Source organism: Occultella kanbiaonis (assembly GCF_009708215.1).
GTDB lineage: Bacteria > Actinomycetota > Actinomycetes > Actinomycetales > Beutenbergiaceae > Occultella > Occultella kanbiaonis.
The window spans coordinates 5,604,804-5,625,675 of sequence record NZ_CP046175.1 but is presented as its reverse complement, the minus strand read 5'-3'; the positions used below and the strand labels follow the sequence as shown (position 1 = coordinate 5,625,675).

Below are 20,872 nucleotides of genomic sequence, written 5' to 3'. Positions count from 1 at the left end.
CCTACTCTCGATCGGGTCGGTTGTCGAGGTAGACCGATCGAGCGCGGCGAACTCATCGTCGGCCGCGCCGTGCGTACACCGCGGTCGAGGTGCGGCGTCAGACCGGGGAGCGCTCGCCGTCGAGCACCGGCACCGGACGATCGTGCACCCGGCGCACCCCACGGCGGTAGGCCACGGCGATCACCACGTAGGCGACCGCGAGGGCCGCGAACACCGGCCTCGACCAGCCGGTGTCCGGCAGCGCGGCCGCCGCCAGCGCCGCGGCCCCGGCGAACGCGGCGTTGTAGAGCATGTCGTAGAGGGAGAACGCGCGGCCGCGGAACGAGTCGTGGGTATCCCGCTGCACGATCGTGTCGACGGCGATCTTCGCCCCCTGGACGGCCAGGCCCATCAGGACCGCTGCCGCCGCGATCACGGCGAACTCCGGCGCCGCCGCCATCAGGACCTGGCTGGCGGCGCCCAGGCCGAGGCAGACGACGATCCACGTCGAGGGTGACATCCGCTCGTGCGCGATCGGGGTGGCCACGATCGCCAGTCCGTTCCCGGCGAACGAGACCGAAGTGAGCACGGCGAACATCGCGAGGCCGGCGGCCGCGTCCGTCGGATCGGAGAGCAGGTTCCGGGAGATCAGGATCAGCGCGATGAAGTTCAGCCCGTACAGGAACCGGTGCAGCGCCATCACCGCGAGCGCCATGCCCGGAGTGCGCCGTCGGATCAGGTAGCCGGCACCGTCGACCAGGTCGCGGAGCGTGGCCCGCACATCGGCGGAGAACGCCGCGAACCCGGTCAGGGTGCGTGCCGCCCGCGCGGGGCCGAGCAGGTCCGGGGCCATGCGCAGCGCGAGCAGTGCCGCACAACCGAACAGCACCGCCGCGGTGGCGAGCACCAGCCCGTCCTTGCCTGGGCCCGCCGGGACGAGCCATCCGAGCCCGAAACCGAGCCCGGCGCCCACCACCGCCGAGACCGCCCCGAGGGTCGGCGTGAGGGTGTTCGCCATCAGGAGCTGTTCGCGTGGCACCACGCGTGGCAGCCCGGCCGAGAGCGCTGCGAGCAGGAACCGGTTCACGCCGAGCGTGAGCAGAGCGAGGATGTACACCGCCGGGCCGACACCCTGGGTGGCCATGATGACCGCAAGCGCGAGGGCGAGCACCACCCGGATCGCGTTGCCGACGGCAAGCACCTGACGCCGTCGCCAACGGTCGAGGAGCGGCCCGGCGAACGGCCCGACGATCGTGAACGGGAGCAGCAGCACCGCGAAGGCAGCGGCGACCGCCCCGGCGGTCGCGAGGTTCTCCGGTGAGAAGAAGAACAGTGTGGCCAGCCCCGCCTGGAACATGCCGTCCCCGCACTGCGAGACGAGGCGGACCGAGAACAGCTTGCGGAAGTCCCGGTGGACGAGGACGGTGCGGAGGTCCGCGATCACACTCACCAACGCAGGCTATCGCGGTCGAGGACGCTCCCCTCGGGGAGTACGTCGGCGCGCGGGAGTGCGGGGCCGGTCCCGAACTCGGGACGACGTCGACGGCACGGTGTCCGGTCCCTGACGTCAGGTGAACGTTGACGGAACAAGCGGTCGGATGCGCTGCGGACGGTCGACCCCGCGCGAACGCCAGGGGTAGCGTCCTCTCTGGAATTGCAGGCGCGCATTCTGACCGCCGCGCCACCAAGAAACGCCACCGTCACGATCGGAATGCATCTCCATGAGTTCGCATGCGCTATCCAGTGCTGCCCCGCCGGGGCGGCGGACGGCCCGAAGAAAGAAGCTGTGGCGCAATATCGGCGTCTTCGCTCTGCTCGCGGGACCGAACCTTGCGCTGCTTCTGATATTCACTTATCGCCCGATGTTCCTGAGCTTCTACTATTCGATGCTCAATTGGAACGTCGGCTCGGACTTCGCACAATTCATCGGGTTCGGGAACTACGTCGAGTGGTTCAACGACCCGGAGTCCGCCCGGATCGTCGTCACGACCCTGCTCTATACGGTCGCCACCGTGGCGGGCGGCATGGCGATCGGCCTGGCCCTGGCGCTCGCCCTGAACCGCAAGCTGTTCGGACGCGGGATCGTCCGCACGGTCACGTTCGCCCCGTACGTCCTGTCCGGGATCGCCGTCGGGTTCCTGTGGATGTACATCTTCAACCCGAACATCGGTCTGCTCCGCACGGTGCTCGGCTGGTTCGGGCTCTCCTCGCCGCCGTGGTTCACGCAGGAGCCATGGCCGCTGATCATGATCGTCATCGTCACGTTGTGGAAGCACGTCGGGTACGTCGCGCTGATCTACCTGGCGGGCCTGCAGTCCGTGCCTCAGGACCTGCGTGACGCCGCCGCACTCGACGGCGCCGGCACCTGGCGGGTGTTCCGGGCGATCGTGCTGCCACTGCTCGGGCCGATCACCTTCTTCCTGCTGATCACGCTCACCCTCAGCGCGCTGCAGTCCTTCGACCTGATCCGCTCGATGACGAACGGTGGCCCGCTCGGCTCCACCAAGACGCTCATGTACCAGGTCTACGTCGAGGGCTTCCAGATCGGCCGCGGCGGGTACGGCTCCGCGGTCGCGACGATCCTCTTCGTGATCCTGCTCCTGGTCACGGCCATCCAGATGAAGTTCGTCGAGAGGCGGGTGCACTACCAGTGAGCACGAGCACCACCGACACCCCGGCCGCTCCGGTCGTGCCGGCCACGGCGGGCGACCCGAGCCCCCGCGGGCAGGCGCCGGAACCGCCCGAGCCGCCCGAGCGCCGTCGACGTCGGCGCAGCCCGGGCGCGATCGCCCTGGACGGCGGCCTCTACGTGACGCTCGTGCTGGCCGCGCTCGTCATGGCGTTTCCCCTGATCTGGATGCTGCTGGCGAGCTTCAAGTCGAACCCGGAGATCTCCACCTGGCCGATCCAGTGGTTGCCGCAGGAGTGGAACTTCGACAACTTCATCGCGGTCGCGAACTCGATCCCGATCGGCCGGATGATCTTCAACAGCGTGTTCATCACGGTGGTCAGCACGTTCCTCAAGGTGGTTCTCGGCCTGGCCTGCGCCTACGCCCTCGTCTTCGTGGACGTCCCGTTCAAGAAGCTCGCGTTCATGCTCGTGCTGTTCACGCTGCTGATCCCGGGCCAGATCACGATCATCCCGAACTACGTGCTGGTGGCCGGCCTGGACTGGACGAACACCTACCTGGGCATCATCCTGCCCGGCCTGGCCAGCGCGTTCGGGACGTTCCTGTTCCGGCAGCAGTTCATGCAGTTGCCCCGGTCCCTGCTCGAGGCCGCGGAGCTGGACGGGGCCGGGCACCTGCGCCGGCTGTTCCGGGTGGTCGTTCCGATCTCGGTCCCCACCATCGCCGCGGTCACCCTCGTGACCCTGGTCGGCGAGTGGAACGAGTACCTCTGGCCCTCCCTGGTGGCCAAGAGCCCGGACCTGATGACCCTGCCGGTGGGCCTGACCCACCTGCAGGACCTCGAGGGCATCCAGAACTGGGGTGTGCTGCTGGCAGCCACCACGTTGCTGAAGCTCCCGATGCTGGCCGTGTTCCTGGTCCTGCAGCGCCGGCTCGTGGCCGGCCTCACCGCCGGGGCGGTCACCGGCTGAGCCGGCCACCCCCTCGAACCCCTCCCAACCCCGAGCAGAAACCCCCACAAGGAGTACTCCCCCATGCGTTCTCGTAGCGGTCTCATCCTGCCCGAGTCCCTCCGCCAGCCCTCCCGCCGAAGGCTCCTGCAGTTCGGTGGGCTCGGCCTCGGGGCCGGGTTCCTCGCGGCCTGCTCCGGCCCGTCCGTCGGTTCCAGCGAGGGTGGCGGCAACGCCGAGACCGCTGCCGGGACCGACTGGTCCACGGTCGAGCCGGCCGAGCAGATCACGTTCATGTCCCTGCAGCAGGGCACCGAGCTCGAGCAGGAGCTGGTCGCGGAGTTCTCCGCCGAGACCGGCATCGCCATCAACCACATCTCCGGCGGCGGCTCGTACGAGGAGCTTGCGCAGAACTTCCGTGCCTCGGCCGGGACGTCCGAGCAGCCGGACGTCGCACAGGCCTCGGACGTGTTCTGGTTCCAGTACCTGACCTCCGGCAACACGATCCCGGTCGACGGGCTGCTGGAGCACCTCGAGGTCGAGGTGGACGACTTCCAGGAGGCTCTCTACGGCGACTACGAGTTCGACGGCCAGCACTGGGCCGTGCCGTACGGTCGCTCGACGCCGATGTTCTACTACAACAAGGCCGTGTGGGAGTCCGCGGGCCTGCCGGACCGGGGTCCCGACACCTGGACCGAGTTCCAGGAGTGGTCGCCGCAGATCCAGTCCGTGCTGCCGGCCGACGGTGCCGCGATGGGCTGGAGTGCCCCCGGGCCCTCGAACACCGCCTGGTTCGGCCAGAGCATCCTGTGGGCGCACGACGCCGCGTTCTCCCACGAATGGGAGTGGTCCCTGGACACCGAGGAAGCCCTCTGGGTCGGCAACTTCTACCGCGACGCGTTCAACGGACCGGACGCCTGGTCCAAGGTGGCCGTCGACCAGGCCGCCGAGTTCGCCGCCGGCCTGTACGGGGCGATCATGGGCTCGACCGGCGGCATCGTCTCCTACCGCGAGATGCTCCCGACCCTTGGCGTCGCCTTCATGCCCGGCGGCACAATCCCGGCTGACGCACCCCGGGTCCCGACCGGAGGGAACGGGCTCACGATCTCCGGGCCGACCCCGGAGAAGCAGCTCGCCGGCGGAATGCTCCTGCGCCACCTCACCACCCCCGAGAACTCGGCCAGGTGGGCCGTCTTCACCGGCTACATGCCGACCCGCAAGGCCGCGATCGAGACCGAGACCATGCAGGCGGCCATCGCCGAGGTCCCGGACCGTCAGATCCCGATCGACCAGCTCGAGATCACGAAGGTCCAGGACTACGCCCGCGCCCTCCTGCCCGGCGGCGACCTGCTGATCTCCGAGCACTTCGAGCGGATCATCCTCAGCGGCGAAGACGCCGAGCCCGTCTTCGCCGACCTCACGAACGAGCTGCAGCGGGCCTTCGAGCAGAACGTCGAACCGCACCTGTGACACCGCTCGTCGTCGCCCACCGCGGGAACTCGTCGGTGGCGCCGGAGAACACCGTGGCGGCGCTCGTCAGCGCCGCCCGGACCGGCGCCCACCTGGTCGAGATCGACCTGCAGCTGACCGTCGACGGCGTCGGGGTGGTCTTCCATGACCACTCGCTGGGGCGGACCGCGCCCGGGTCCGGGCTGCTCCGGGACCTCGACCTCGACGGCGTCGCTCGCCTCGAGGTCGGGTCCTGGTTCGACCCGGCCTACTCGGGCACGCCGGTGCCGCTGTTGGCGGACGTGCTGGGCGTCCTCGCTCGGTACGACGACCTCGGCCTGCTGCTCGAGGTGAGCGGTCCGTGGACGGCTTCGGCGTTGGGCCGCGAACTGGCCACCATCGCCGACGCCGGCCTGGCCGGCCGGGTGATCGTGCAGAGCTTCAGCGCCGAGTCGTTGAGCCTCGCGCGCGACCTCGCCCCGGATCTGCCGCGGGGGTACCTGACCGCGACCTGGTCCGACGACGTCCTCGAGACGTGCACGGACACCGGCGCCCGCTGGTGCAACCCACGGGCGGATGTCCTCGAGGGCGGGTTCGGCGCGGTCGACGCCATCCACGACCGCGGTCTGCGCGCGATGGTCTGGACGCTGAACGAGCCCGACGGCTGGGCCGCGGCGCTCGAGGCAGGCGCGGACGCCATCATCACCGACCGGCCGGACCGGCTGCTCGGCTGGCTCGCCGGGACCCGGCGGACCTGACCTCTGCCTCGCCGGGACCCGGCGGACCTGACCTCTGCCTCGCCCGGCAGGAATCCGCCCGGTGCGCCTGGCCGGCGTCGAGATCGCACCTGCCGTGCTGACCTCGCACCCGCCGTGCTGACCTCGCACCCGCCGTGCTGACCTCGCACCCGCCGTGCTGACCTCGCACCCGCCGTGCTGACCTCGCACTGTGTGATGGTGCGAGGTCAGCGGCATGGGTGCGATCTCAGCGGGCCGGCGACGGATCAGGTCAGGCGGTTGCCGGTGCGGCGTCCCGGGCGGTCAGGATCTCGCGCGGGGCATCGGTGCAGATGGCGTCGGCTCCCATCGCGGCCACCTCCAGGGCGCGCGCCGGATCGTTCACGGTCCACACCCACGCCTCCATGCCGGCCGCGTGGATGCCTTCGATGATCTCCGGCGTGAGGTTCTGTTCGTAGATCGAGATCCCGGGCGCGTTCACGCTCCTGCCGAACGCGACGGCGTCGGTCCAGTCCCGCGCGATCCGTTCCAGCGCGGCGGCCTGCTCGGGAGTGACCTGGTCGCGGTACCGCTCCAGCATCGCCTCGGCGTTCTCCTTCGTCCCGATCGTGAGTGGGTACACCTGCGCACCGGTCCGCTCGTGGATCTGCTCGAGGGCGTCCCAGTGACCGGACGAGGCGAACCAGTCGAGGTCGTCGAACGCCGCGACGGCGGCGATCACGCCGTCCACCGCCTCGGGGTCCTTGATCTCGATGTTGACGCGCATCTTCCCTGTGACCAGGGCAAGAACCTCGTCGAGGGTCGGCACATACTCACCCTGGCCGGCATCGACCTGACGCAATTCCTCCGACGTCCGCTCGTTCACCGGCCCGGTGGCATCGGTGGTGCGGTCGAGGGTCTCGTCATGAATGACGACGACGCGGCCGTCCTTCGCCCTGTAGCAGTCGAGCTCGATTCCCTCGGCGCCGTATTCGAGCGCCTTTGCGAAAGCCGCCAGAGTATTCTCCGGAAGCTCGATCGACGCGCCGCGGTGTGCATAGACGTGCATGATGCTCCTGACCATGTGGAATGGATGACGCAAGCACCCTATGTGGTGCCGCTGAACCGGCGGTGGCAGGCGGGTGAACGCTCTTGCTCACTGATCCGAGGTCGGTTCCGGGGCGGTCCCGACCGCATCGTCCGTGCCGGCCAGGTCCCAACAGATCACGCCCAGCAGCACGGCGTTGGAGATCCAGTTCAGCGCGAGCGGCGTGAGCACCACGTGCGCGGCGTACAGCAGGGCGAGGGCGGCCACCCCGGCGAGGTGCGGGCGCGACCAGGCTCGTCCGGTGGCGCGGCGGAACAGCACGTTGCCGACCAGGAAGACGGCCGCGGCACCACAGATCAGGCCCGCCGTCCACGGATCGGCGTGACCGACGCCGTCGTGCCCCATCGGGTGCAGCAGCACCAACTCGTCCGCGACGGCGGTGCCGACGATGCCGAGGACCATCAGCAGGGGTACGTAGGTGTAGCCGGTCTGCGCGATCATCCCGGTCCGCTCGGAGCCGGCGAAGTAGGCCGTTGCGCGGCCCTCCGCGCGGTCGAAGTAGAGCAGCCACATCAGCACCGTGCTCGCGAAGGCCGCCAGGAACGCGGCGACGGTGACCGGGGCGAGGTCCAGTTCCGCGAACGCCGAGCCCGTGATGATGATCGACTCGCCGAGCGTGATGATCATGAACAGCCCGACCCGCTCGGCCATGTGCTCCCCACGCACCGTCCAGGTGGCCGGGTCCGTCGCGCCGAGGACCGGCACCCGGAACATCGCCCGCGGCCCGCAGTAGTCGATCACGACCGCCAGTGCCCACAGGGCCAGCTGCAGCCGGTCGTCGCCGACCAGGGCGCCGACGATCCAGAAGACTCCGGACACGGCCAGCCAGATCGTGATCCGCGCGAAGTTGACCGCATTCACGGGCCAGTGCCGGGCCAGCGCGAGGACCGTGAACAGTGAGCGGCCCACCTGGATCGTCACGAACGTGACCGCGAACAGGAGCGCCTTGGGCCCGAATGCCTCGGGGATCGCGCCGGACATCACCAGCCCGAACAGCATCATCGTGATGAGCAGGGCCCGCACCGGGAGCCGCTCGGGGTCGAGCCAGTTGGTCACCCAGGTGGTGTCGATCCACATGTACCAGACGGCGGCCGCGAGGATCAGGGTGTGCCCGAGGGTGGTCAGGTCCGGGTGCGTGATGAGTGAGTGCGAGAGCTGGGTCACCGCGAAGACGAACACCAGGTCGAAGAACAGCTCGATGTATCCGACCCGGTTCGAGTCGTGCCCCTGGCCGCGCCGCAGCACGTTCGTGCGCATGCCCCAGGTGCCGCGGGTGACGGGTCCGTCCATGGCGTGCATCCTGCCACCAGCACCAGGGCCCGACGGCGAGGGTTCAGTCGGTCGGACGGGCGCGCCGTGCGCGCAGCAACGCGACCTCGGCCGTGTTCGCGCAGCGCTCGATCGCCAGGTCGAACTCGGCTCGGGCACCGACGACGTCACCGAGCCGGCTCAGGAGCTCGCCACGGACGGCGGGCAGGCGGTGACTGCGCGGCAACCGGTCCTCGAGTCCCTCGAGCAGCGCGAGACCGTCGGCGGGACCGCGGGCCTCGGCGACGGCGACGGCGTGGTTGAGCCGGACCACCGGGGACCCCGTCAGCTGCTCGAGCTCGGCGTAGTGTGCGGCGATCACGCCCCACCGGGTGGCCGGCGCGCTCGGGGCAATCGCGTGCTCGGCCGCGATCAGCCCCTGGAGCAGGTATGACTGCGCCGGCCCGCTCACCTCGGTGGTGACGAGCGGCGTCAGGATCGCGAGTGCCTCCTCGATCTCGGCGCGGTGCCAGCGGCTCCGGTCCTGGTCGGGAAGCAGCACGAGGGTGCCGGCCGCGTCGGTGCGGGCGTCCCGACGCGAGTGCTGGAGCAGGACGAGCGCGAGCAGGGTCTCCACCACGGGCTCACCCGGCATCAGCTCGCGCAACGTGCGGACCAGGCGCACCGCCGCATCCGCCAGCTCACGACGGATCGCGGCCTCGCCGGTGGCCGGCGCGTACCCGGCCGTGAACGTCAGATAGGCGACCTCCGCCACGGTGTCGAGCCGCTCGGCGCGGGCGGGTGCCTCGGGGACCACGAACGGGACACCTGCGTCGGCGACCCGGCGCTTGGCGCGGGTGAGACGGGCAGCCATGGTGGCCTCGGGGACGTGGAAGAGGGCCGCGACGTCCGCCGTCGGGATCCCGAGGACCAGGCGCAGGGTCAGGGCAGCGGCGTTCTCCGGCGCGAGCACCGGGTGGGCGCACAGGAACACCAGCCGCAGCCGCTCGTCGGCGATGAGCCCACCCGGGTCGGCCATCACCGGTGCGCTCGCGAGGGCGGCGTCGACGACCAGTAGGCGCTCCTTGCGTGCCGCGACGGACTCCGCGCGGAGCCGGTCGAGGATGCGGCGCCGGGCCGCCGTGAACAGCCAGGCGGGTGGGTTCGCCGGCACCCCCTCGGCCGGCCACGTGCGGGCCGCCGCCTCGAAGGCGTCCGCGAGCGCGTCCTCGGCGAGATCGAGGCGACGGAACCGTACGGCCAGCAGGGCCAGCAGCCGGCCCCACTGAGCGCGCAACGTCTCCTCGAGAACCGTGGCGACGCCGTCGGGCATGTCGAACCGGCCCGGCTACGCCGCGGCCGCGGCGGATCGTAGGTGGCCCGCGCCGCCAGGAGCGAGCGGGCCGGTGACGTCCGGGCCCAGCGGCACGCTCGACATGATCCCCCTCGGGTTGGCTCCGGTGTCCACGCTAGCGATCGACGGCGTCCGGCGCACTGCCCACCGACGGTCGGGACTCCGCGTCGGGAACCTGATGGCCGCGGCGCTCGTTGGACCACGGAGTCGAGATGAGGAGACCGAGATGAAATGCCCGAACGACGACGCGACGCTCGTGATGAGCGACCGTGCCGGTGTCGAGATCGACTACTGCCCCGTGTGCCGCGGGATCTGGCTGGACCGGGGTGAGCTCGACAAGATCCTCGACCGGGCGACCGCGGAGCTCCCGGCTGGACCGCCGACGCCCGCGGCCCCCTGGGGTCAAGAGCCCAGGCCCGAGGCCTTCCCGGCCCCACGGCGGGACCCGAGTCCCCCGCGCCCCGGGTACGACGGCTACCAGGAGCCGTACCGCGAGGACCGTCGGCGGCCGCGCAAGCGGCGGGAGCACTGGCTGTCGGAGCTGTTCGACGACTGACCGCCGTGGGCCCCGTGCGCTGCGACGAGAACGCCACGGGGTCGGCTGCCCGGGAGCATGCGCACCTGACCGACGCGTGCCGCCTCGGCGGTCAGGTCAGCTCGGGTGCCGCGGCCGGGAGCGGACGGGCGCCCTCGGGCCGTAGGCCGTCGAGGATCACCGCGAGGTAGCGGCGCCACAGGTCCGGGGACGCGTTCGGCACGTACCCGGCGACGTAGTTCGGGGCGCACATCAACAGGAACACGTCGGTGCCGGTGATGTCGTCGCGCACCACGCCCTGCGCGCGGGAACGTTCGACGAGGCGGTCGATCGCATCGAGCATCCGCTCCCGCGCGCCGGCCACCTCGGCGCTCGACTCGCTCGCGGCGGCGAGGAAGGAGAGGTCGCGCTCCTGCCGCTGGCGCGCTGCCGCCGTCAGGAACTCGCGCAGCCCGGCTTCGGCGTCATCGGCGTCGAGGAGACGCTCGCCGAGGTCGCTCAGCTCCGCCATGCGGTCGATGAGGATCGCGGCGATGAGATCGTCCTTGGTGGCGAAGTGGCGGAAGACCGTGCCCTTGCCCACCCCTGCGCGCCGGGCGATGTCGGCGACGGAAGCGTCCAGGCCGTGCTCGGCGAACTCCTCGGCGGCGGCGGCCAGGAGTAGCCGCCTGTTGCGGGCGGCGTCGGCGCGTGGGAGACGGGTGCTGGTCACACCCGCAGCCTACTAAGTCGACCGCGTGGTCCGGTTGGTGCTAGCGTGCCCAACCGAACCTGACCGCGTGGTCCGCTTAGAGGAGGATGCTCCATGAAGGCAGTCGTCGCCAATGACTACGGGTCGCCCGAGACGTACACGGTCGCCGAGATCCCGGCCCCGAGCCCGGGACCTGGCCAGTTCCAGGTGCGGATCCGGGCGGCCTCGATCAACCCCGCCGACGTGAAGGTCCCGAGTGGTGAGTTCCGTGACGCGTTCCCGCTGGAGTTCCCGCACGTCCCCGGCAATGACTTCGCCGGCACTGTGAGCGAGGTCGGCCCCGGGGTGAGCGGCTATCGCGTGGGCGACGAGGTGTTCGGCCAGGCGCTCCCGCGCGCGCTGAGGGACATGGCCGGTGCCGCGCGACCGTCGCTGGGCACCGGGGCGCTCGCCGAGTACGCCGTCTTCGAGGCGGACACCCCGTTCATCGCCCACCGCCCGTCGGGTCTGGACGTCGAGGCGGCTGCCGCGCTGCCGACGGTGGGTCTGACCGCGCGCGCCCTCGTGGCCTCCGCCGGGGTCCGGCCCGGCGAGACGGTGCTCGTCGTGGGTGCGACCGTCGGCGTCGGCACCACCCTCCTGCCGCTGCTGGCCCCGGTCGCCCGAGTGATCGCCACGACGAGGCCCGAGGATGCCGAAGCGATCCGCAGACTCGGCGCGGCGCAGGTCATCGGCTATGACCCGGCCGAGTACCCGCGTGACGTCGATGCCGCCTTCAACCTCGTGCGACCGGGTGACCGGCTCACCGAGCTGGCGACCGCGGTCCGCGTCGGTGGTCGCCTGATCAGCATCACCTTCCCCGTCACCCGACCCGAGTGGCTCGGCCGTGATGACGTCGACCTGCGTTTCGTCCTCGACATGGACGGCCGCCTCGGCGGCATGGCGGAGGTCGCCGATGCTGCCGCCCGCGGCGAGCTGAGCGCCCACATCGGTCGGCGCTACACGCTCGACGAAGGCCCACGGGCGGTCGCGGACTTCGCCACCCGCCACACCACCGGAAAGCTCGTGGTCCGGATCTAGGGGCCAGGGCCGGCGTGCGAACGCCCACCGCCGGAGGACTGCGGCGGTGGGCGTTCGGGCGTGCGTGGGGCGCCGGCTCAGCGCTCGATCTCGCCGCGGATGAAGGCCTCCACCTTCGCCCGGGCGGTCTCGTCGTCGTACTGCTCCGGCGGGGACTTCATGAAGTAGCTGGCCGCGGACAGGATCGGGCCGCCGATGCCGCGGTCCTTGGCGATCTTCGCGGCCCGGAGCGCGTCGATGATGATGCCGGCCGAGTTCGGAGAGTCCCAGACCTCCAGCTTGTACTCGAGGTTCAGGGGGACCTCGCCGAACGCACGGCCCTCGAGGCGCACGTACGCCCACTTGCGGTCGTCGAGCCACTGGATGTAGTCCGAGGGGCCGATGTGCACGTTCCTCGCACCGAGGTCGTGATCCACGTTGGACGTGACGGCCTGGGTCTTGGAGATCTTCTTCGACTCGAGCCGGTCCCGCTCCAGCATGTTCTTGAAGTCCATGTTGCCGCCGACGTTGAGCTGGTACGTGCGGTCCAGGACCACGCCGCGGTCCTGGAACAGCTTCGCCATCACGCGGTGGGTGATGGTCGCGCCGACCTGGGACTTGATGTCGTCGCCGACGATCGGCACCCCGGCGGCCGTGAACTTGTCCGCCCACTCCTTGGTGCCCGCGATGAAGACCGGCAGCGCGTTCACGAACGCCACGCCGGCATCGATCGCAGCCTGGGCGTAGAACTTGGCGGCGTCCTCCGACCCGACCGGCAGGTAGCAGATCAGCACGTCCGCGCCGGACTCACGCAGCGCAGCGACCACGTCCACGGGCTGCGCACCGGACTCCTCGATGGTCTCGCGGTAGTACTTGCCGAGGCCGTCGAGGGTGTGCCCGCGCTGTACCGGGACGTCCAGCGGCGGCACGTCACAGATCTTGATGGTGTTGTTCTCGCTCGCCAGGATCGCTTCGGAGAGGTCGAAGCCGACCTTCTTCGCGTCGACGTCGAATGCGGCAACGAACTCGATGTCACGGACGTGGTACGGCCCGAACTCGACGTGCATGAGGCCCGGCACGCTGGCGGACGGGTCCGCACCGGCGTAGAAGTGCACGCCCTGGACGAGGGAGGCGGCGCAGTTCCCGACGCCGGCGATGGCCACGCGGATGGTGCTCATCCTTGCTCCTTGCTGTGGGTGGTTGAAGTCGTGGTGAGTGGTTCGGCCCCGGTCCGTCCGGGCCGGGTGGGCGGTGGGCCGGTGGTGTCCGACGGCGTGGGTGCGGTCGGTGTGTCCGGGTGCCGTTCGGCGTGGATGAGGTCCTCGAGCCAGCGGACCTCACGCTCGATCTGGTCGAGGCCGTGCTGCTGCAGGGCCAGGGTGTAGCGGTCCCGGCGCTCGCGGCTGCGTTGGGCGTGCTGGCGCATCACCTCGTGCCGCTCGACCATGCGCATCCGGCGCCCCTCAAGGATGCGCAGCCGGGTCTCGGCGTCGGTGTCGGAGAACAGGCTGAACCGGACATCGAAGGTCTCGTCGTCCCACGCCGCGGGCTCGGCCCGGGCGAGCGAGTCGCCCAGCCGGTCCCGCCCGGAGTCGGTCAGCTCGTAGACGATTCGGGTCCGCTTGCCGGCCAGGGCGTGCGGTAGTGCCGCCGTGTCGACGGGTTGGATCCACCCCCCGCCCTGCAGCGCACGCAGGCACGGATAGAGGGACCCGTAGGACAACGCCCGGAACATCCCGAGCGTGGCGTTGAGGCGCTTGCGCAACTCGTATCCGTGCAGCGGTGAACCGCGCAGCTGGCCGAGAATGGCCAGCTCCAGCACCTCACCACGTGACGCCATATGCACCTCCGATGTATCGAATTGATACATCGAACCCGCGTTCGGCGTCAAGGACCAGCGTGGTGCCGGGTGCCGCGGGCGGGTCCTCGACGTCGGCTGTGGCGGCGGTCACCGGCGAGTGGCGGATCCTGTGTGGGGCCGGTGAAACCGGCCTGGATCCGGCGTTCTCCCAGACTTCGGACGCATACTGGGAGGCGCTTGTGCCCGCCGGATGGGTACCGGCGTGACCCATCAGAGAGGTTCGAACGTGGCAGAAGGACGACGTCCCGGCGCTCCAGACCCCCGCGACCCGGCGACGCCGCCGACCCGTCGGAGCGTGCGTGGCCGCCAGGGGTCCAGCCCTGCCGAACCCGCCGCGACCCCTTCGAGCGGCACGCGGCCGCCCGTGATCCCGCCGGCCTCCGGGGCCGGCTCCGGTGCACAGTGGAAGAAGACCGCCACGGCGCGCTCGGAGCAGCCCACGAGAAGGACCACGACCACGAGGAGCGCCGCTGCGCCGTCGGGCCGTTCCGCGAAGAGCGGTAGGAAGGCCAGGGCGAAGAAGGGCTACAAGGGCCGCCCGTACCAGCAGCCCCGCCGGTTCTGGAACTACCCGCGCCCGAACAAGGGCCCCATCCACCGCTGGCTGCCGAGCTGGCGGTTCGTGCTCGGCACGTTCGTGACGTTCCTCCTGCTCGGCGTCGGTCTGTTCGTGTACGCCTACCAGATGACCGACGTGCCCGAGCCGGAGGATGTCGCGCTGGCCGAGGGCAGCACCGTCTACTTCGCGGACGGGACCACGCCGATGGGCACCTTCGCCGAGGTGAACCGGGAGATCATCGACGATCCCTCGGCGCTGCCGGACCACGTCGGCCAGGCCATCGTCGCCTCCGAGGACCGTCGCTTCTACTCCAACGCCGGGGTGGACCCGATCGGGATCGCCCGGGCACTGTGGAACAACCTCCGCGGCAACCCGACCCAGGGCGGCTCGACCCTCACCCAGCAGTATGTCGAGCGGTACTACACCGGTCAGACCTCGAGCTACGCGGACAAGTTCCGGGAGGCGATCCTCGCGATCAAGATCGACCGTGAGCAGAGCAAGGACGAGATCCTCGGCAACTACATGAACACGATCTACTTCGGCCGGGGTGCCTACGGCATCGAGCGGGCCGCGCAGGAGTACTTCGGTCACTCCGCCGCGGAACTGACCCTGTCCGAGTCCGCGCTGATCGCCGGGATCATCCCGTCGCCGTCCAACTGGGACCCGGCCATCAGTCCGGAGCAGGCGGAGGTGCGCTGGAACCGGACGCTCGACTTCATGGTCGACGGTGGCTTCATCACCGAGGCCGAGCGCAACGCCCAGGAGTTCCCGGCCACGATCGAGCCGACCCGCACCGACACCTACGCCGGACCCACCGGATACCTGCTCGAGATGATCCGGGTCGAACTGCTCGAGGCCGGCCTGACCGCAGACCAGATCGACGGCGGCGGCCTGGACATCGTGTCCACGATCGATCCCGAGCTGCAGCAGGCGGCCATCACGGCCTCGCAGAACGTGCCGGAGGACACCCCGGAGGGGGTCCGGGTGGCGCTGACCTCGATCGACAACGAGACGGGCGCGATCGTCGCGCTCTACGGCGGCGCGGACTATCTGACCATCCAGCGCAACGCGGCGACCCAGGACGTGGCCCAGGGTGGCTCGACCTTCAAGGTGTTCGGGCTGATCGCCGCCCTCGAGAGCGGTGTCTCACTGGAGGAGCGGTATGCGAGCTACTCACCGATGGACTTCGACGGCTACGAGGTCCGCAACTTCGACCGGATCAACCGCGGCAACATCGATCTGGTCGAGGCGACCGAGAACTCGGTCAACACCGTGTACGTGCAACTGAACTCGGACGTCGGCCCCGAGCGGCTGGTCGACGTCGCGCACCGGCTGGGGATCCCGGAGGAGACCGTGATCGACCCGGTGCCCGCCAACGTGCTCGGCCCGGCGGCCCCGCACCCGGCGGACATGGCCGAGGCCTACTCCACGATCGCCTCCGGCGGCGTCCACCGGGACCGTTTCATCGTCGCCTCGGCCACGACCGGTGACGGTCAGGTCCTCTACACCGGGGGCTCGGAGGGCGAGCAGGAGTTCGAGGCGGACGTGATCGCGGACGCGACCTACGCCATGCAGCAGGTCGTGGAGAGCGGCACCGGCGAGACCGCCAGCGAGATCGGTCGCCCCGCAGCCGGCAAGACAGGCAGCTCGAACGACTACAGGTCGGCCTGGTTCGTAGGCTTCGTCCCCCAGATCACCACCTCCGTGGCCATGTATCAGGTCGGCGAGAACGGCGAGGAGGTCTCGATGGTGGACGGGTTCGGCGGCGTCAGTCCGATCTCCGGCGGGTCGTTCCCCACCGACATCTGGACCGAGTACATGACCACGGCGGTCGCGGACCTGCCGGTCGAGGAGTTCCCGGAACGCACCGAGCCGGAGCGGCCGACCTGGCAGCCGACCCAGGAGCCGACCACGCCGGAGCCGACCGAGGAGCCGACCACGGAGGAGCCCACGCAGGAGCCCACCACGCCGGAGCCGACCGAGGAGCCGACCACGGAGGAGCCGACGGAGGAGCCGACCACCGAGGAGCCCACCGAGGAGCCGACCGAGGAGCCGACGGACGAACCGACGGACGAACCGACGAACGGCACCGGCCTGCCGGGCTGGGGTGACCTGTTCACGCCGCCCGGCCGCACCGACCCCTGATCCCGCCCCGCCGGCACCGTGACGTTGTCCACACCTGCGACCGCGCGTCGGTCGGGGTCGTGACGGTCCGGTAGGCTGGTCGGGTATTCCCCCTCGTCCGGAACCGTGGTCATCCATGTGTCCGGGCGGACCCGGGGAGCACGCAGCACCCTCCTGTCACGGAGAGACCGTGACCGTAAAGTCCGAAGGAGGTGGGTTCAAGCATGCGTCAATACGAACTGATGGTGATCCTCGACCCCGAGATCGACGAGCGCACCGTTGCTCCGTCCCTGGACAAGTTCCTGGGCGTCATCACCACTGGTGGTGGCAGTGTCGACAAGATCGACATCTGGGGCAAGCGCCGCCTGGCTTTCGAGATCGCGAAGCGGTCCGAGGGCATCTACGCCGTGGTGAATCTGACCGCGACCTCCGAGCTCGCTCAGGAGCTCGATCGTCAGCTCGGGCTCAACGAGTCCGTGCTTCGCACCAAGCTCATCCGTCCCGACGCGCACTGAGCGCGACTGACCGCCAACCGAAGAAGGAGCGTTCATGGCAGGCGACACCGTCATCACAGTGATCGGAAACCTCACGGCCGACCCCGAGCTGCGGTTCACGCCGTCCGGTGCGGCCGTGGCGAACTTCACGATCGCCTCGACCCCCCGCCAGTTCGACCGCCAGTCGAACGAGTGGAAGGACGGCGACACCCTGTTCATGCGCTGCTCCATCTGGCGTGAGGCCGCGGAGAACATCGCGGAGTCCCTCACCAAGGGGATGCGCGTGATCGCTCAGGGCCGGCTCGTCCAGCGCTCGTACGAGACCCGCGAGGGCGAGAAGCGCACGGTCGTCGAGCTTCAGGTCGACGAGGTCGGCCCGTCGCTGCGGTACGCCAGTGCCAAGGTCACCCGCACCCAGCGTGGTGGCGGCGGTGGCGGCGGCAACTTCGGTGGCGGTGGCGGTGGCGGCGGTTTCCAGGGCGGCGGCGGTGGCGGTGGCTACAGCGGCAACAGCGGCGGTGGCAACGGCGGCGGCGGTACCAGCGGCGGCGGCAACGCCCCCGCGGACGACCCGTGGGCAACGGGCGGCTCGAGCTTCGGCGACGAGCCCCCTTTCTAGATCATCATCTGATCGCGCGCGGCCCCGGCCTGACGCGCGAGTAGCGAAGGAGTACCACCATGGCGAAGCGTGAGTCGCGCAAGCCCATCATCAAGAAGAAGGCGAACCCCCTCAAGGCCGTCAAGCTCGAGGGACCGATCGACTACAAGGACACCGTGCTGCTGCGGAAGTTCATCTCGGACCGCGGCAAGATCCGCGCGCGCCGCGTGACCGGTGTCAACGTTCAGCAGCAGCGTGAGATCGCCCGGGCCGTGAAGAACGCCCGTGAGATGGCTCTGCTGCCCTACTCGAGCTCTGCTCGCTGAGGCTGGAGGAGCACACCATGAAGCTCATTCTCACCCACGAGGTCACCGGCCTCGGCACCCCCGGCGACGTGATCGAGGTCAAGGACGGGTACGCCCGCAACTTCCTCCTCCCGCGTGGCCTGGCCACAGGCTGGACCAAGGGTGCGCAGAAGCAGATCGACCAGATCCAGGCGGCTCGACGCAAGCGCGAGATCTCGACCATCGAGGACGCCCGTTCGGTTCGTGACTCGCTGCAGTCCAAGCCCGTGGTCGTGAAGGTCCGCGCCGGCAAGGGCGACCGGCTCTTCGGTGCGGTCACCACCACGGACATCACCGAGGCCATCGCGGCCGCCGGTGGCCCGTCGGTGGACCGCCGCAAGGTCGAGATCGGCAACCCGATCAAGTCCCTCGGCACCCACTCCGTCAAGGTCCGTCTGCACACGGACGTCTCCGCGACGGTGGACATCCAGGTCGTCCCGGCCTGACGTAGTACCCAGCAGTACCCGCGAGGGCCCGGCGTTGCGACGCCGGGCCCTCGCGTGTTCCACGACGCCCGACGGCGGAGGGTCCCGTTGCTGGGGCGGGTCGAGCCGGCGCGGGTGGTCAGCCGCCGATGATGACGGTGAGGCAGCCGGGCCCGGGGGCGATCGGTTGTCCGTGCATGGTCAGATCGCCGAGCCGGGCGGCGGGGAAGTTCCCGATCATGACGGTGACCGAGCCCATGGCGATCCCGTTCGGGGCCGGCGAGACGCAGGCGACCCCGCCGGGAACGTTGTTCGCGACGGCCGCGGGCATGCCTCCGATGAGCACCGTCGGGACCGCGGCCGCCGGCGTGATCGGGCCGCCCACATGCGGCTTCGGCCCGTCGAACAGGGAGCAGAGGGCCACGTCGCCGGCGCGCAGCGCGGGTCCCATGGGCATGGCGCCGCCGCCTAGGGTGTGGCCGGCGGCGCGGGCGTGGCGTTCGTGCCGCCGATCAGGACGGCCGTGTCGCAGGTGGCCGGCGGATCGACGGCGGGCGGCGCCCCCACCTGACTGCACGTGACCGTCACATCCAGAGTCTCGCCGTCGGCCACCACCAGCGGCGACTGGAAGTGGAAGTCGACCGTGCGGAAGTTCTCCAGGGCGAGGTCGAAGACGATCGTCTCCCCGTGCCGGACGACCACCCGGCCGAAGTCGCCCTGCGGGTTCGAGAACACCCAGTCGGTGACCCGGAGCGTGGTGTTCTCCGGCACGGTGTGCGAGGTGGTGGCCGTCGCGCCCTGCCCGGTGTCCACCTGGAGGCGCAGGCTCGCCGGAACCACGATCTCGGAGCCGCCGAGAATGTTCGTCACCGCCTCCTCGACCTCGACGACGCGCTCCTCGGCCGCGGCGGCGGAGTTCCCGGCCGTCTCCGCGGCGGTCTGCGCGCCGGCGGCGGCCTCCTGGGCCTGTGCCGCTGCCTGCTGGGCCTGCTCGGCCGCCTCGACGGCCTCCTGGCGCTCCTCGGCGACGGCGGCCTGCGCGGCGGACTCGATGGTCGGGCGCAGCACCGTGAACCAGAGCAGCGCCAGCAGCGCGAGTAGTGCGAGCAGCGCGAGCAGGGCCTTGAAGAACCACTTCGGCAGCATCGCCGTCTGCACGTGCGAGCCGTCCAGGGCCACCGGGGTGGTCGCGTCCGCGGCGGCGGACACCACGAACGGGTGGGTCACGTCCGGGCCACGCCAGAACGACTTCACCGGCTTGACGTGCACCTTCGCGAAGGCGGCCTGACCCGGCTCGACGACCAGCTGCGGCGGCTGGATCCTGAACACCAGCTGGGACTTGTCGTCGGTGCCGGCCAGGTTCACGGTGACCGGCACGTTCCCGCGGTTGTCCACGGCGACCTGGTGCGTCGCGCCGCGGCGCCCGTGTGAGGAGCGGGGCACCAGCTCGGCGGTCGTGTCCAGGTACGGCAGTACCTCGACGACCCCCTCGGGGATCACGGCCTCCTCGGGGTGCTCCATCGGCACCACGCGCACGCCGAAGTCGAAGGAGCCGGCCGGGACCGTTCCGTCCTTCGGTGGCCGGAACGTGATGGAGGCCGTGGTGGAGGTGTCCGGGTAGAGGCCGTCGATCTGGGCCGGCTCGACCGTCGCCCAGGCGCCGGGGGTGCCGAGCACCTCGATCCGGTAGCCCTCCACGATCGTGCCGGTGTTGCGGATGCTCAGCGGCACCACGGCCTCCGAGCCGGCGGCCAGCCGCAGGCTCGTGGAGTCGAGTTTCGCCAAGGTCGTCATGGCCTCGACCGTATTCCCGCGCGGTCGTCCCCGGACCGCCCGGGAGGCGGGCCATGCGGGCAACGCTGCTGCCCGGTGAGTCAGCGTTGATTGCACGATCAGTGCGCTGAGCACACTGGTACCCGAGCACTCGGTATCAGAGATCGGGTGGGGGATGGGACAACTGGACATGGAACGCGTAGAAGTGTGGGTGAGTGCCCGCGATCCGATCTCGGAGGCGGGCGTGGTCAGTGCGCTCCGGCCACGACCCGAGGTTCGGGTCCTTCGGTCGGATGAGGCGGATGATGCGCGGGTGGTCGTGGTCGTCACGGACGCAGTCGATGAGGACGCGCTCCGGACGATCCGGGTCGTGCATCGTCGGGGACTGAGCAGGCCGGTCCTGGTGGCCGGCACCCTGGACGGCACGGACGTGGTCACGTCGGTCGAGGCCGGGGCCGTCGGTCTGGTGCGTCGCAGCGAGGCGACGCCGGACCGGTTGGTGCAGGTGATCACCGGCGCCGCCGTCGGGGAGGGCAGCGTGCCGCCGGACCTGCTCGGGCGGCTGCTCGACCAGGTGGGGACGTTGCAGCGTCAGGTGCTGCGTCCCCGGGGCCTGACCTTCACCGGTCTGGCGACCCGCGAGATCGAGGTGCTGCGGTTGATCGCGGACGGTCTGGACACGGCCGAGATCGCCCAGCACCTGGCCTACTCCGAGCGTACGGTGAAGAACGTGCTGCATGACGTCACGACCCGGCTCCAGCTGCGGAACCGGTCGCACGCCGTCGCGTACGCGCTGCGCGAAGGCCTGATCTAGACGGGACCCGGTGGGCGCAGGCGCCTGCCCGATCGGGCAGGCACCGGTGCGCGCAGGGCGGGCCCGGTGCCGCTGACGTGGGCGCCCCGACTGGGCACCGTGGGGTTGGATGCGGCGATCGGCCTGTCCCCCGAGTAGGACGAGCCGGATTCAGGGAAGAG

21 protein-coding genes are annotated in these 20,872 nt (G+C 70.4%); 12 read left to right on the top strand and 9 right to left on the bottom strand.

Annotation, left to right across the window (positions count from 1 at the left end; genetic code table 11):
- Positions 1 to 97: 97 nt before the first annotated feature.
- Positions 98 to 1,429 (bottom strand): MFS transporter, encoded by a 1,332-nt coding sequence (locus GKS42_RS25785; protein WP_154796439.1) that lies wholly within the window; start codon positions 1,427 to 1,429, stop codon positions 98 to 100.
- A gap of 436 nt (positions 1,430 to 1,865) precedes the next feature.
- Between GKS42_RS25785 and GKS42_RS25780 the strand changes: the two genes are divergently transcribed.
- From GKS42_RS25780 to GKS42_RS25765, 4 genes are all read left to right on the top strand, one after another.
- Positions 1,866 to 2,633, top strand: a complete 768-nt coding sequence (locus GKS42_RS25780; protein ID WP_232847854.1) for a carbohydrate ABC transporter permease — start codon at positions 1,866 to 1,868, stop codon at positions 2,631 to 2,633.
- Entirely contained in the window at positions 2,630 to 3,580 is a 951-nt protein-coding gene (locus GKS42_RS25775) for a carbohydrate ABC transporter permease (RefSeq protein ID WP_232847853.1), read from the top strand. The genes GKS42_RS25780 and GKS42_RS25775 overlap by 4 nt, the downstream gene beginning before the upstream one ends.
- Before the next feature lie 63 nt (positions 3,581 to 3,643).
- Positions 3,644 to 5,029 (top strand): extracellular solute-binding protein, encoded by a 1,386-nt coding sequence (locus GKS42_RS25770; RefSeq protein WP_154796437.1) that lies wholly within the window; start codon positions 3,644 to 3,646, stop codon positions 5,027 to 5,029.
- Complete coding sequence (locus GKS42_RS25765) at positions 5,026 to 5,766, top strand: glycerophosphodiester phosphodiesterase (protein WP_168217990.1); 741 nt, start codon at positions 5,026 to 5,028, stop codon at positions 5,764 to 5,766. Before GKS42_RS25770 ends, GKS42_RS25765 begins: the two co-directional genes overlap by 4 nt.
- 250 nt (positions 5,767 to 6,016) lie before the next feature.
- On the opposite strand, the gene GKS42_RS25760 is transcribed toward GKS42_RS25765, so the two are convergent.
- The 3 genes from GKS42_RS25760 to GKS42_RS25750 all read right to left on the bottom strand — a co-directional run bounded on the left by GKS42_RS25760 (position 6,017) and on the right by GKS42_RS25750 (position 9,413).
- On the bottom strand, positions 6,017 to 6,793 hold the full coding sequence (locus GKS42_RS25760) for a glycerophosphodiester phosphodiesterase (RefSeq protein WP_168217989.1): 777 nt from the start codon (positions 6,791 to 6,793) through the stop codon (positions 6,017 to 6,019).
- A gap of 87 nt (positions 6,794 to 6,880) precedes the next feature.
- Entirely contained in the window at positions 6,881 to 8,122 is a 1,242-nt protein-coding gene (locus GKS42_RS25755) for a low temperature requirement protein A (RefSeq protein WP_168217988.1), read from the bottom strand.
- A gap of 43 nt (positions 8,123 to 8,165) precedes the next feature.
- Entirely contained in the window at positions 8,166 to 9,413 is a 1,248-nt protein-coding gene (locus GKS42_RS25750) for an RNA polymerase sigma factor (protein WP_154796433.1), read from the bottom strand.
- A 247-nt stretch (positions 9,414 to 9,660) separates the two neighbouring features.
- On the opposite strand from GKS42_RS25750, the gene GKS42_RS25745 reads away from it, so the two are divergent.
- Positions 9,661 to 9,990 (top strand): TFIIB-type zinc ribbon-containing protein, encoded by a 330-nt coding sequence (locus GKS42_RS25745; protein WP_154796432.1) that lies wholly within the window; start codon positions 9,661 to 9,663, stop codon positions 9,988 to 9,990.
- A gap of 91 nt (positions 9,991 to 10,081) precedes the next feature.
- Here GKS42_RS25745 and GKS42_RS25740 read toward each other — a convergent pair whose 3' ends face one another.
- Positions 10,082 to 10,681: a TetR/AcrR family transcriptional regulator gene (locus GKS42_RS25740; RefSeq protein ID WP_154796431.1), complete on the bottom strand. Its 600-nt coding sequence runs from the start codon at positions 10,679 to 10,681 to the stop codon at positions 10,082 to 10,084.
- Positions 10,682 to 10,774: 93 nt separating this feature from the next.
- Here GKS42_RS25740 and GKS42_RS25735 point away from each other — a divergent pair, with 93 nt between their 5' ends.
- Entirely contained in the window at positions 10,775 to 11,740 is a 966-nt protein-coding gene (locus GKS42_RS25735; RefSeq protein ID WP_154796430.1) for an NADP-dependent oxidoreductase, read from the top strand.
- Positions 11,741 to 11,817: 77 nt separating this feature from the next.
- Here the strand turns inward: GKS42_RS25735 and GKS42_RS25730 are convergent, their stop codons facing one another.
- Both GKS42_RS25730 and GKS42_RS25725 read right to left on the bottom strand, forming a co-directional pair.
- A complete protein-coding gene (locus tag GKS42_RS25730; protein WP_154796429.1) occupies positions 11,818 to 12,897 on the bottom strand; it encodes an inositol-3-phosphate synthase in 1,080 nt (359 codons plus the stop codon).
- Positions 12,894 to 13,559: a PadR family transcriptional regulator gene (locus tag GKS42_RS25725; RefSeq protein WP_154796428.1), complete on the bottom strand. Its 666-nt coding sequence runs from the start codon at positions 13,557 to 13,559 to the stop codon at positions 12,894 to 12,896. The genes GKS42_RS25730 and GKS42_RS25725 overlap by 4 nt, the downstream gene beginning before the upstream one ends.
- A gap of 385 nt (positions 13,560 to 13,944) precedes the next feature.
- Here GKS42_RS25725 and GKS42_RS25720 point away from each other — a divergent pair, with 385 nt between their 5' ends.
- From GKS42_RS25720 to rplI, 5 genes are all read left to right on the top strand, one after another.
- Positions 13,945 to 16,284 carry a transglycosylase domain-containing protein gene (locus GKS42_RS25720; RefSeq protein ID WP_232847852.1) on the top strand — a complete coding sequence of 780 codons (2,340 nt, stop codon included), beginning with the start codon at positions 13,945 to 13,947 and terminating at the stop codon, positions 16,282 to 16,284.
- Positions 16,285 to 16,487: 203 nt separating this feature from the next.
- On the top strand, positions 16,488 to 16,778 hold the full coding sequence (rpsF, locus tag GKS42_RS25715; protein ID WP_154796426.1) for a 30S ribosomal protein S6: 291 nt from the start codon (positions 16,488 to 16,490) through the stop codon (positions 16,776 to 16,778).
- Between the two features lie 34 nt (positions 16,779 to 16,812).
- Complete coding sequence (locus GKS42_RS25710) at positions 16,813 to 17,376, top strand: single-stranded DNA-binding protein (RefSeq protein ID WP_154796425.1); 564 nt, start codon at positions 16,813 to 16,815, stop codon at positions 17,374 to 17,376.
- 59 nt (positions 17,377 to 17,435) lie between these two features.
- Positions 17,436 to 17,681, top strand: a complete 246-nt coding sequence (gene rpsR / locus GKS42_RS25705) for a 30S ribosomal protein S18 (protein ID WP_133105668.1) — start codon at positions 17,436 to 17,438, stop codon at positions 17,679 to 17,681.
- Between the two features lie 17 nt (positions 17,682 to 17,698).
- Entirely contained in the window at positions 17,699 to 18,145 is a 447-nt protein-coding gene (rplI, locus tag GKS42_RS25700; protein WP_154796424.1) for a 50S ribosomal protein L9, read from the top strand.
- Between the two features lie 118 nt (positions 18,146 to 18,263).
- Here rplI and GKS42_RS25695 read toward each other — a convergent pair whose 3' ends face one another.
- Positions 18,264 to 18,581 carry a PAAR domain-containing protein gene (locus tag GKS42_RS25695; RefSeq protein WP_174791125.1) on the bottom strand — a complete coding sequence of 106 codons (318 nt, stop codon included), beginning with the start codon at positions 18,579 to 18,581 and terminating at the stop codon, positions 18,264 to 18,266.
- 11 nt (positions 18,582 to 18,592) lie between these two features.
- Positions 18,593 to 19,918, bottom strand: a complete 1,326-nt coding sequence (locus GKS42_RS25690; RefSeq protein ID WP_154796423.1) for a COG1470 family protein — start codon at positions 19,916 to 19,918, stop codon at positions 18,593 to 18,595.
- Between the two features lie 190 nt (positions 19,919 to 20,108).
- On the opposite strand from GKS42_RS25690, the gene GKS42_RS25685 reads away from it, so the two are divergent.
- Positions 20,109 to 20,711, top strand: coding sequence for a response regulator transcription factor (locus tag GKS42_RS25685; RefSeq protein ID WP_232847851.1), 603 nt, complete (start codon positions 20,109 to 20,111; stop codon positions 20,709 to 20,711).
- The last annotated feature ends 161 nt before the right edge of the window (positions 20,712 to 20,872 follow it).